Below are 11939 nucleotides of genomic sequence, written 5' to 3'. Positions count from 1 at the left end.
ACAGGAAGGAACAGCATGACAGATGTAACCGTAAAATCGCTGGCCGCAGAGATTCAGACCCCGGTCGATCGCCTGGTTCAGCAATTCGCTGACGCAGGGATCCGCAAGTCGGAGAACGACGCGGTCTCGCAGCAAGAGAAAGAAACTTTACTGTCTCACCTCAATCGCGAGCATGGTCAGACCGGCTCAAGCAAGTTAACATTGCAGCGTAAGACACGCAGTACCTTGAATATCCCAGGCACCGGGGGTAAAAGTAAATCGGTGCAAATCGAAGTCCGCAAAAAGCGCACCTACGTAAAAGGTGATGCGGAAGCTGAACAGGCAGAAGCAGAAGCCCAGGCTCAGCGTGAAGCGGAAGAACAGGCGCAACGCGAGGCGGAAGAACAAGCCCGTCGCGAAGCTGAAGAAAAAGCGCAACGTGATGCCGAAGAGAAAGCCAAGCGCGAAGCCGCTGAAAAGGCGAAGCGTGAAGCAGCGGAAAAAGAAAAAGTGACGAATCATCAAACCGACGATATGACCAAGGCTGCGCAGTCCGACAAAGCCCGTCGCGAAGCGGAAGCGGCTGAACTGAAGCGTAAAGCGGAAGAAGAAGCGCGCCGTAAGCTGGAAGAGGACGCTCGCCGCGTTGCTGAAGAAGCGCGCCGCCTGGCTGAAGAAAAATCGGCTGAATGGGAAAAACCTGAGGAAGAAGATAAAGGCGACTATCACGTCACCACTTCAACTCATGCCCGTCAGGCGGAAGACGAAAACGACCGTCAGGTAGAAGCGGGTCGCGCGCGTGCGCGCACCACCGCTAAAGCGGCGCGTCCGGCGAAAAAAGGCAACAAGCATTCTGAAGCCAAAACCGATCGTGAAGAAGCGCGCGCGCAGATTCGCGGTGGCAAAGGCGGCAAGCATCGTAAACCGAGCGCACTGCAGCAGGGCTTCAATAAACCCGCTCAGGTGGTTAACCGCGACGTTATCATCGGCGAAACCATCACCGTAGCCGAACTGGCGAACAAAATGGCGGTGAAAGGTTCGCAGGTCATTAAAGCGATGATGAAGATGGGCGCGATGGCGACCATCAACCAGGTGATCGATCAGGAAACGGCTCAGCTGGTTGCGGAAGAGATGGGTCACAAAGTGATCCTGCGCCGCGAGAACGAGCTGGAAGAAGCGGTAATGAGCGATCGCGATACCGATGCTGCGCAGGAATCCCGCGCGCCGGTCGTGACCATCATGGGCCACGTCGACCACGGTAAAACCTCACTGCTGGACTACATCCGTTCGACCAAAGTCGCCTCTGGCGAAGCGGGCGGCATTACCCAGCACATCGGTGCTTACCACGTTGAAACCGACAACGGCATGATCACCTTCCTGGATACCCCGGGCCACGCCGCGTTTACCGCGATGCGTGCACGTGGTGCGCAGGCGACGGATATCGTTATCCTCGTGGTGGCGGCTGATGACGGCGTGATGCCGCAGACCATCGAAGCGATCCAGCATGCGAAAGCAGCGGGCGTGCCGGTGGTGGTTGCCGTCAACAAAATCGATAAGCCGGAAGCCGATCCGGATCGCGTGAAGAATGAACTGACCCAGTACGGCATCATTCCGGAAGAGTGGGGCGGCGAAAACATGTTCGTCAACGTCTCGGCGAAAGCCGGTACCGGCATCGACGACCTGCTGAACGCCATTCTGCTGCAGGCGGAAGTGCTGGAGCTGACCGCGATCCGTGAAGGTATGGCGAGCGGCGTGGTAATCGAATCCTTCCTGGATAAAGGTCGTGGTCCGGTCGCTACCGTGCTGGTGCGCGAAGGTACCCTGAACAAAGGCGACATCGTGCTGTGCGGCTTCGAATATGGCCGTGTGCGTGCGATGCGTGACGAACTGGGCCGCGAAGTGCTGGAAGCGGGTCCCTCTATCCCGGTGGAAATCCTCGGTCTCTCCGGCGTGCCGGCAGCGGGCGATGAAGCAACCGTGGTGCGTGACGAGAAGAAAGCGCGTGAAGTCGCACTCTATCGTCAGGGCAAGTTCCGCGAAGTCAAACTGGCGCGTCAGCAGAAGGCGAAGCTGGAGAACATGTTCGCCAACATGACCGAAGGCGAAGTCTCCGAGCTGAACATCGTGCTGAAGTCCGACGTCCAGGGCTCTGTGGAAGCGATCTCCGACTCGCTGCTGAAACTCTCCACCGACGAAGTGAAGGTGAAGATTATCGGTTCGGGCGTTGGTGGGATCACCGAAACCGACGCCACGCTGGCCGCGGCCTCCAACGCCATTATCCTCGGCTTCAACGTGCGTGCCGATGCCTCTGCGCGTCGCGTCATCGATGCTGAAAACGTCGACCTGCGCTACTACTCCGTCATCTATAATCTGATCGACGAAGTGAAAGCGGCGATGAGCGGTATGCTGGCGCCGGAGTTCAAACAGCAGATTATCGGTCTGGCGGAAGTGCGTGACGTGTTCAAGTCACCGAAGTTTGGCGCGATCGCGGGCTGTATGGTCACCGAAGGCAACATCAAGCGTCACAACCCGATCCGCGTCCTGCGCGACAACGTGGTTATCTATGAAGGCGAGCTGGAATCTCTGCGTCGCTTCAAAGATGACGTCAACGAAGTGCGTAACGGCATGGAGTGTGGTATCGGCGTGAAGAACTACAACGACGTTCGCGTTGGCGATATGATCGAAGTGTTCGAAGTGATTGAAGTTAAGCGCACCATCGAATAAGCATTACGCGATGTGTTGCAATTTGGGAGGCCGCTGGCCTCCCGAATTATTTTGGAGAGATGATTATGGCGAAAGAATTTGGCCGCCCGCAGCGCGTGTCGCAGGAGCTGCAAAAAGAGATCGCCATCATTCTGCAGCGCGAGATAAAAGATCCGCGTCTCGGCATGATGGTAACGGTGTCTGGCGTGGAAGTGTCGCGCGATCTCGCATATGCCAAAGTGTTTGTCACCTTCCTCAACGATAAAGATGAAGAAGCGGTGAAAAACGGCCTGAAAGCGCTGAAAGAGGCGTCTGGCTATATTCGTATCCTGCTCGGCAAGGCGATGCGTCTGCGCATCGTGCCGGAGCTGACCTTCTTCTACGATAACTCGCTGATTGAAGGTATGCGCATGTCGAACCTGGTCTCTAACGTGATCCGGAACGATGTCGAGCGTCGCGGTGAAAACCCGGCGGAAGATGACAAGGAGGACTAATGAGTCGTCCTCGTCGTCGCGGTCGCGACGTCCACGGCGTGTTCCTGCTGGATAAACAGCAGGGCGCGTCGTCTAACGATGTGCTGCAAAAAGTAAAGCGCCTGTTCAACGCCAACAAGGCGGGCCACACCGGCGCGCTCGATCCGCTGGCGACCGGCATGCTGCCGATCTGCCTCGGCGAAGCCACCAAGTTTTCTCAGTACCTGCTCGACTCGGATAAACGCTATCGCGTTATCGCGCGCCTCGGCGAGCGCACCGACACCTCCGACGCCGACGGCAATCTGATCGAGACCCGTCCGGTGACCTTTAGCCAGGCGGATCTGGATGCGGCGCTGGAGAGTTTCCGCGGCGAGACGATGCAGGTGCCAACCATGTTTTCGGCGCTGAAGTATCAGGGGCGCAAGCTCTATGAGTACGCGCGCGAAGGCATTACCGTGCCGCGCGACGCGCGTCCGATCACCGTGTTCGAGCTGCAGTTTATCCGCTGGGAAGAGAGTGAGCTGGAGCTGGAAATTCACGTTTCCAAAGGCACCTATATTCGCACCATCATCGACGATCTGGGCGAAAAGCTCGGCTGCGGCGCACACGTTATTATGCTGCGTCGTTTGCAGGTGGCGCGCTACCCGATCGAAAAGATGATGACGCTGGAGCAGCTGCAGGCGATAGCGGCAACGGTCAACGCGGCGGAGACGCCGGACTACGCGCCGCTCGACGCGCTGCTGCTGCCGATGGACAGCCCGGCGGAAGATTTTCCGCAGGTGAATATCTCTGCCGCTGCTGCTGCCTCATTTAAGCAAGGCATGCCGATTCAGGCCGCAGGTGCGCCGCAGAGCGGGCTGGTGCGCGTCACCGAAGGCGATGCGCAGAAATTTATCGGCATGGCGGAAATCGCCGACGACGGACGCGTCGCGCCGCGTCGTCTGGTGGTGGAGTATCCCGCGTAACCTTAGCTTAACGTCCCATTTGCGTTGCCATCGGGCGAAGAGTAGAATAGCGCGGCTTTAAAGCGGGTAGCTGAATTAGAGATCGGCACCCATACATTCATTTATTACTGGAGTTTATTATGTCTCTAAGCGTAGAAGCTAAAGCAGAGATCGTTGCCAAATACGGTCGTGGCGCTAACGACAGCGGTTCAACTGAAGTTCAGGTTGCCCTGCTGACTGCTCAGATTAACCACCTGCAGGGTCACTTCTCTGAGCACAAAAAAGACCACCACAGCCGTCGCGGTCTGCTGCGCATGGTATCCCAGCGTCGTAAGCTGCTGGACTACCTGAAGCGTAAAGACGTTGCTCGCTACACCAGCCTGATCGAAAGCCTGGGTCTGCGTCGCTAAGTCTGAAGAATCTGATCAAGGATGTAGCGCAGAGAGTTTGCGAAAAAACGCGTCTTGCGATCAGATTCGTGCGAGTTTCACGAAAAGGGGGCCTTTATGGCCCCTTTTTTCGAGCAATGCGCAGCAATCCGGACCAAACTCATGTATTGTTGCAGTGAGTGATCTTCGTTTGCAGAGGTTCGCGCGGCTAATGAGAGGCTTTACCGCAGATTCGGTTAAGGGTTGTCATTAGTCGCGAGGATGCAGCTGAAGATCGGTAATCCATGGCGCGCCAGAGAGGCGTCGCCCCGAAGTTAAGGAATTCATTTTGCTGAACCCGATCGTACGTCAATTCCAATATGGTCAGCATACCGTCACGCTGGAAACCGGCATGATGGCACGCCAGGCCACCGCAGCCGTTATGGCCAGCATGGACGACACCGCCGTATTCGTTACTGTTGTCGGCCAGAAGAAAGCCAAGCCAGGCCAGGACTTTTTCCCGCTGACCGTGAACTACCAGGAGCGTACCTACGCTGCTGGCCGTATCCCGGGCAGCTTCTTCCGTCGTGAAGGCCGTCCAAGCGAAGGCGAGACCCTGATCGCGCGTCTGATTGACCGCCCGATCCGTCCGCTGTTCCCGGAAGGCTTCGTCAACGAAGTGCAGGTTATCGCCACCGTCGTTTCTGTTAACCCGCAGGTTAACCCGGATATCGTCGCGATGATCGGCGCATCCGCCGCGCTGGCGCTCTCTGGCCTGCCGTTCAACGGTCCAATCGGTGCTGCGCGCGTGGGTTACATCAACGACCAGTACGTGCTGAACCCGACCGCTGACGAAATCAAACAGTCTCGTCTGGATCTGGTGGTTGCCGGTACTCAGAACGCCGTACTGATGGTGGAATCCGAAGCGGAAATCCTGACCGAAGATCAGATGCTGGGCGCCGTGGTGTTCGGCCACGAGCAGCAGCAGGTTGTGATCGAAAACATCAATTCACTGGTCGCCGAAGCGGGCAAACCGCGCTGGGACTGGCAGCCTGAGCCGGCTAACGACGCGCTGATCGCACGCGTTGCCGCGCTGGCTGAAGCGCGCATCAGCGACGCTTACCGCATCACCGACAAGCAAGAGCGTTACACTCAGGTTGGCGTCATCAAAGACGAAACCATCGCTGCGCTGCTGGCGGAAGATGAGACGCTGGACGACGCTGAAATCGGCGACATCGTGCACAGCCTGGAAAAGAACGTGGTGCGTACCCGTATCCTGAACGGCGAACCGCGTATCGACGGCCGTGAAAAAGATATGATCCGTGGTCTGGATGTGCGCACCGGCGTTCTGCCGCGCACGCACGGCTCCGCGCTGTTCACCCGTGGCGAAACGCAGGCGCTGGTCGCCGCGACGCTGGGTACCGCGCGCGACGCGCAGAACCTGGACGAGCTGATGGGCGAACGTACCGACAGCTTCCTGTTCCACTACAACTTCCCTCCGTACTCTGTCGGCGAAACCGGCATGGTCGGCTCGCCGAAGCGCCGTGAAATCGGCCACGGCCGTCTGGCGAAGCGTGGCGTGCTGGCAGTGATGCCGAAACAGGAAGAGTTCCCGTACACCGTTCGCGTCGTCTCTGAGATCACCGAATCCAACGGTTCTTCTTCTATGGCTTCCGTCTGCGGTGCCTCTCTGGCGCTGATGGATGCAGGCGTGCCGATCAAAGCGGCCGTTGCCGGCATCGCAATGGGTCTGGTGAAAGAAGATGAGAAGTTCGTGGTGCTCTCCGATATCCTCGGCGACGAAGATCACCTCGGCGACATGGACTTCAAAGTAGCCGGTAGCCGCGACGGCATCACCGCGCTGCAGATGGACATCAAAATCGAAGGTATCACCCGCGAAATCATGCAGGTTGCCCTGAATCAGGCCAAAGGTGCGCGTCTGCACATCCTGGGCGTGATGGAGCAGGCGATCAGCTCGCCGCGTCAGGAAATCTCTGAGTTCGCGCCGCGCATTTACACCATCAAGATCAATTCAGACAAGATCAAAGATGTGATCGGTAAAGGCGGTTCCGTGATCCGTGCGCTGACCGAAGAGACCGGCACCACTATCGAGATCGAAGACGATGGCACCGTGAAAATCGCGGCGACCGACGGTCTGAAGGCGAAAGAGGCGATTCGTCGCATCGAAGAGATCACCGCCGAGATCGAAGTGGGCCGTGTTTACAGCGGTAAAGTGACCCGTATCGTCGACTTCGGCGCCTTCGTCGCCATTGGCGGCGGCAAGGAAGGTCTGGTGCACATTTCTCAGATCGCCGACAAGCGCGTAGAGAAAGTGACCGACTACCTGCAGATGGGCCAGGAAGTGCCGGTTAAGGTACTGGAAGTGGACCGTCAGGGCCGCGTCCGTCTGAGCATCAAAGAAGCAACAGAGTCTAAGCCGCAGGGCGAAGAAGCTGTTGTGACCAGCGCGCCAGACGCAGAGTAATTCCCTGTTTGCCTCTCCTTATCCCATCGTGAATGGGAGAGGCGTTTGTGTCATCGCGAGGGCGGGAATCCTTGTGCACAGCAGCCGGATGACAGGAGCGTTATCCTAATGTTTGTATTCGGGAGTGGGAAATGAAGCCTTTTTTGCGCTGGTGTTTTGTTGCGACAGCTATCACGCTGGCAGGATGCAGCAACTCCAATTGGCGTAAGAACGAAGTTCTTGCAGTACCTCTACAGCCCACACTGCAGCAGGAAGTGATTCTGGCACGCATGGAACAAATTCTTGCCAGTCGCGCCCTGACCGATGATGAACGCGCACAGCTGTTATATGAGCGCGGAGTGTTGTATGATAGTCTTGGTTTGAGAGCACTGGCGCGGAACGATTTCTCGCAAGCGCTGTCTATCAGACCAGATATGCCGGAAGTGTTTAACTATCTCGGCATATACTTAACGCAGGCAGGCAATTTTGATGCTGCCTATGAAGCGTTTGATTCTGTACTTGAGCTTGATCCAACTTACAACTATGCGCATTTAAACCGTGGTATCGCCCTCTATTACGGCGGTCGATACAAGTTAGCGCAAGATGATCTGCTGGCGTTTTATCAAGACGATCCCAACGATCCTTTCCGCAGCCTGTGGCTCTATCTCGACGAACGTGAGATGGATGCAGACAAGGCGAAAGTTGCGCTGCAGCAGCGTTACGACAAAGCGGCCCGTGATCAATGGGGATGGAACATTGTCGAATTCTACCTTGGCGACATCAGTGAAAGCACGCTGATGGAACGTCTCAAGGCAGACGCAACGGATAACACCTCGCTCGCTGAACATCTCAGTGAAACCAACTTCTATTTAGGTAAGCACTACCTAAGTCTGGGGGAGAAAGACAACGCGAAAGCGCTGTTCAAACTGGCGGTGGCCAACAACGTCAATAACTTTGTTGAACACCGATACGCATTGTTGGAACTGGCGCAACTCGGCCAGACACAAGACGATTTATCAGAATCTGACCAGCAATAGCTGACGAACTTTCATTGCCTGAATTACCCGTTAAGTCATCATCTTCCGGGATGAGGGCTTTGCTGTTCGTCGAAACTTCTAATTTGAGCCGGTTCACACTTTTTGATGAAAATGACTGAAAATTTTCACGACGAGTTATGTAGACTGGCCGCCGCAATCTAAGAGGCACGTGTACTACATGACTGATATTCAAACCACTTTTGCTGATCTGGGCCTGAACGCCGACATCCTCGAATCACTGAACGGCATGGGCTATGTTAAGCCTTCTCCGATCCAGGCTGAGTGTATTCCTCACCTGCTGGCGGGCCGCGATGTACTGGGTATGGCGCAGACCGGTAGTGGTAAAACCGCGGCGTTCTCGCTGCCGCTGTTAAACAACATTGATCCTACTCTTCGCGCACCGCAGATCCTGGTGCTGGCGCCGACCCGCGAACTGGCGGTTCAGGTTGCTGAAGCGATGACCGAATTTTCTAAACATATGCGTGGCGTTAACGTCGTGGCCCTTTACGGCGGCCAGCGTTATGACGTACAGCTGCGCGCGCTGCGTCAGGGCCCGCAAATTGTGGTGGGCACCCCGGGTCGTCTGCTCGACCACCTGAAACGCGGCACGCTGGATCTCTCCAACCTGCGTGGTCTGGTGCTGGACGAAGCGGACGAAATGCTGCGTATGGGCTTCATCGAAGACGTTGAAACCATCATGGCGCAGATCCCGGAAGGTCATCAGACCGCGCTGTTCTCCGCGACCATGCCGGAAGCGATCCGTCGCATCACCAAGCGTTTCATGAAAGATCCGCAGGAAGTGCGCATTCAGTCCAGCGTCACCACGCGCCCGGACATCAGCCAGTCTTACTGGACCGCGTACGGTCGTAAAACCGACGCGCTGGTGCGCTTCCTGGAAGCGGAAGATTTTGACGCCGCGATCATCTTCGTGCGCACCAAAAACGCCACGCTGGAAGTGGCTGAAGCGCTGGAGCGCAACGGCTACAACAGCGCCGCGCTGAACGGCGACATGAACCAGGCGCTGCGCGAGCAGACTCTGGAGCGTCTGAAAGATGGCCGTCTCGATATCCTGATCGCCACCGACGTTGCGGCGCGTGGTCTGGACGTTGAGCGCATCAGCCTGGTTGTTAACTACGACATCCCGCTGGATGCCGAGTCTTACGTTCACCGTATCGGTCGTACCGGCCGCGCCGGTCGTGCAGGTCGCGCGCTGCTGTTCGTTGAGAACCGCGAGCGTCGTCTGCTGCGCAACATCGAGCGCACCATGAAGCTGACCATTCCAGAAGTTGAACTGCCGAACGCTGAACTGCTGAGCACCCGTCGTCTGGAGAAATTCGCCGGTCGCGTACAGCAGCAGCTGGAAAGCAGCGATCTGGACCAGTATCGCGCGCTGCTGGAGAAACTCTCTCCGCAGGAAGATCTGGATATGGAAACGCTGGCCGCCGCGCTGCTGAAAATGGCGCAGGGCGAACGTCCGCTGATCGTGCAGCCAGACGCGCCGCGTCCGCAGCGTCGCGAGTTCCGCGATCGCGACGATCGTCGTGATGACCGTCGCAGCCCGCGTGAAGCGCGTGACAACCGCGAAGGCGGCGATCGTCCGCGTCGCGAACGTCGCGACGTTGGCGATATGGAGCTGTACCGCATTGAAGTGGGTCGTGACGACGGCGTTGAAGTGCGTCATATCGTTGGCGCTATCGCTAACGAAGGCGACATCAGCAGCCGCTACATCGGCAACATCAAGCTGTTCGGCACCCACTCGACTATCGAGCTGCCGAAAGGCATGCCGGGCGATATCCTGCAGCACTTCACCCGCACGCGTATTCTCAACAAACCGATGAATATGCAGCTGCTGGGCGATGCACAGCCGCATACCGGCGAAGCGCGCGGCGAACGTCGCGGCGGTGGTCGTGATGCTGGCGGCGAGCGTCGTGGCGGCGGCAACCGTGAAGGCGGTCGTGAAGGCGGACGTCGTTTCTCTTCCGAGCGTCGCGAAGGCGGTCGTGAAGGTGGACGCAGCAGCTTTAGCCGTGAAGGCAGCCGCGGTCCGCGTCGCGAAGAGGGCGCTACCGCAGCGCCGCGTCGTCGCGAGTTCTAATCAGCCAGGCTGATTGATAAAAAGGGAAGCCTCCGGGCTTCCCTTTTTTTTGCCTTACGCGCCGCCCGCGATCAGCACCCGTTCGCCGCTGATATAGGCCGCTTCCTCTGAGGCGAGAAACAGCGCCACCTGCGCCACGTCTTCCGGCAGCCCGAAACGCCCCAGCGGCGTCGCCGCCAGCAGTGCGGCTTTCAGCTGCGGATTGAGCTTCTTCGCCGCCAGCAGTCCTTCCGTCATGATAATGCCCGGCGCCAGCGCATTGACGCGGATATTGCGCGGGCCTAGCTCGCGCGCCAGTCCCTGCGTCAGGGTATCGATCGCGCCTTTGGTGGCCGCCCAGAGCACCGAGCCCGGCGTGCTCTGCTGACTATTGAGCGCGCTGAGGTTGAGGATGCAGCCGCCGCGCGTGGGAAAGCGGCGCGCCGCCTGCTGACACACCAGCAGCGTGCCCAGCAGATTGACGTTGAGCTGCTGCTGCATCTCCAGCAGGCTCAGGGCGCTAAACTCACCGTGGTGAAACTGACCGGCGTTGTTCACCACGATATCGGGCGCGCCGAAGTGCGCCTGCGCAGTGTCGAACAGGCGCTCAACGTCCGCCTCGCGTGAGATATCGGCCTGCACCGCTACGCCCTCGCTGCCCAGCGTGCGAATATCGCTGACGACGTCCACCGCGCCGACTTCATCCTGGCGATAGTTGACGATCACGCGCGCGCCAGCGGCGGCGAAGGTTGTCGCTATCGCCGCGCCGATGCCTTTCGAGGCGCCCGTCACCAGCGCAATTTTTCCATCAAGTGCTTTCATCTTCTCTCTCCACCTGAATATCGCGTCTGCAAAATATGCGCTTTGTGGCCGATCGGGCGGTAGCGCAATCCTGCAAGTCTCTTGCACGATCCTGCAAATCTGGCGGCGCGGCGGCTGCGTCCCGCAGCGGTTCGGGTAAGATAGCGGTACGACTGGGTGGGGAGGAGAGACTATGGCAGAACCGGCGCAGCTACAGCATCTGGCACAGCTGATCGATCGTCATGCAACAGGGGATGGCCGTCACGACAGCGCGATCGATTTTCTCTTTTTCGGCCGCAGCTCACGGCCCTCCGAACCCACCGCGCATGCGCAGTGGGCCAGCTTTGCGCTGGTGGCGCAGGGCGGCAAGGCGCTGCGCATGGGAGAGGAGATTATTCACTATGGTCCCGGCGATCTGCTGCTGGTGACGATGGATATGCCGGTGCGCTCCTGCGTCACGGTGGCGACGCCGGAGAAGCCGAACCTTGGCATCGGCATCGCCATCAACGAAGCGCGGCTGATGCACTATCTCGACACCTTTCCGCTGACCGCCTCGCTGGCGGAGGCGCGCACCGAGCGCGGCATCGCCGCGCACAAAGTGTCGCCGCTGCTGGTGGATGCGGTGATCCGGCTGATCCGCCTGCTCGATCAGCCGCAGGATATCGCCGCGCTGGCACCGCTCATCGAGCAGGAGATCTTCTATCGGCTGCTGACCGGGCCGGAAGGGGGACGCATTCTCAATATGGCGCTGGCGGAGCGGCCTGGCAACAAGGTGGCGCGCGCGGCGCGCTGGCTGCGCGAGAACTTCCATCAGCCGTTGAAAATCGACCGACTCGCCAGCAGCGTCGGCATGAGCGCCTCGTCGCTGCATCATCACTTCAAGGCGGTGACCGCGATGACGCCGATGCAGTATCAGAAGCAGCTGCGCCTGAACGAAGCGCGTCGTCTGATGCTGGTGGACAGGCTGGATGCGGGAACGGCGGGCTACCGCGTGGGGTATCAGAGCGCGTCGCAGTTTAGCCGGGAGTACAGCCGCTTTTACGGACAGTCTCCCGCGCGGGATGTGCGTCAGCGGGCGGTGGGGCCGGAAGCGTAG

10 protein-coding genes are annotated in these 11939 nt (G+C 58.5%); 9 read left to right on the top strand and 1 reads right to left on the bottom strand.

Translation table 11 applies throughout. The features are described 5' to 3' along the window. The first annotated feature begins 15 nt into the window (after positions 1–15). The 8 genes from infB to MC269_RS16215 all read left to right on the top strand — a co-directional run bounded on the left by infB (position 16) and on the right by MC269_RS16215 (position 10063). Positions 16–2703: a translation initiation factor IF-2 gene (infB, locus tag MC269_RS16245; RefSeq protein ID WP_239953037.1), complete on the top strand. Its 2688-nt coding sequence runs from the start codon at positions 16–18 to the stop codon at positions 2701–2703. Between the two features lie 65 nt (positions 2704–2768). After that, positions 2769–3176, top strand: coding sequence for a 30S ribosome-binding factor RbfA (rbfA, locus tag MC269_RS16240; RefSeq protein WP_239953036.1), 408 nt, complete (start codon positions 2769–2771; stop codon positions 3174–3176). Further along, on the top strand, positions 3176–4120 hold the full coding sequence (gene truB, locus MC269_RS16235) for a tRNA pseudouridine(55) synthase TruB (RefSeq protein WP_239953035.1): 945 nt from the start codon (positions 3176–3178) through the stop codon (positions 4118–4120). Before rbfA ends, truB begins: the two co-directional genes overlap by 1 nt. Positions 4121–4239: 119 nt before the next feature. Further along, on the top strand, positions 4240–4509 hold the full coding sequence (gene rpsO / locus MC269_RS16230) for a 30S ribosomal protein S15 (RefSeq protein WP_010615981.1): 270 nt from the start codon (positions 4240–4242) through the stop codon (positions 4507–4509). 307 nt (positions 4510–4816) lie between these two features. Next, positions 4817–6952, top strand: coding sequence for a polyribonucleotide nucleotidyltransferase (pnp, locus tag MC269_RS16225; protein WP_081136882.1), 2136 nt, complete (start codon positions 4817–4819; stop codon positions 6950–6952). Between the two features lie 131 nt (positions 6953–7083). Then, positions 7084–7968 carry a lipoprotein NlpI gene (gene nlpI / locus MC269_RS16220; protein ID WP_033749316.1) on the top strand — a complete coding sequence of 295 codons (885 nt, stop codon included), beginning with the start codon at positions 7084–7086 and terminating at the stop codon, positions 7966–7968. A 105-nt stretch (positions 7969–8073) separates the two neighbouring features. Then, positions 8074–8130 carry a protein YrbN gene (yrbN, locus tag MC269_RS18885; RefSeq protein ID WP_100229640.1) on the top strand — a complete coding sequence of 19 codons (57 nt, stop codon included), beginning with the start codon at positions 8074–8076 and terminating at the stop codon, positions 8128–8130. A 16-nt stretch (positions 8131–8146) separates the two neighbouring features. Then, entirely contained in the window at positions 8147–10063 is a 1917-nt protein-coding gene (locus MC269_RS16215; RefSeq protein WP_239953034.1) for a DEAD/DEAH family ATP-dependent RNA helicase, read from the top strand. 54 nt (positions 10064–10117) lie between these two features. On the opposite strand, the gene MC269_RS16210 is transcribed toward MC269_RS16215, so the two are convergent. After that, on the bottom strand, positions 10118–10864 hold the full coding sequence (locus MC269_RS16210; protein ID WP_239953033.1) for an SDR family NAD(P)-dependent oxidoreductase: 747 nt from the start codon (positions 10862–10864) through the stop codon (positions 10118–10120). A 172-nt stretch (positions 10865–11036) separates the two neighbouring features. Here MC269_RS16210 and MC269_RS16205 point away from each other — a divergent pair, with 172 nt between their 5' ends. Then, on the top strand, positions 11037–11939 hold the full coding sequence (locus MC269_RS16205; RefSeq protein ID WP_239953032.1) for an AraC family transcriptional regulator: 903 nt from the start codon (positions 11037–11039) through the stop codon (positions 11937–11939).

The sequence above is a fragment of the Pantoea sp. Z09 genome (assembly GCF_022394795.1).
GTDB classification, from domain to species: domain Bacteria; phylum Pseudomonadota; class Gammaproteobacteria; order Enterobacterales; family Enterobacteriaceae; genus Pantoea; species Pantoea latae.
This window is presented reverse-complemented; position numbering and strand designations above follow the sequence as displayed.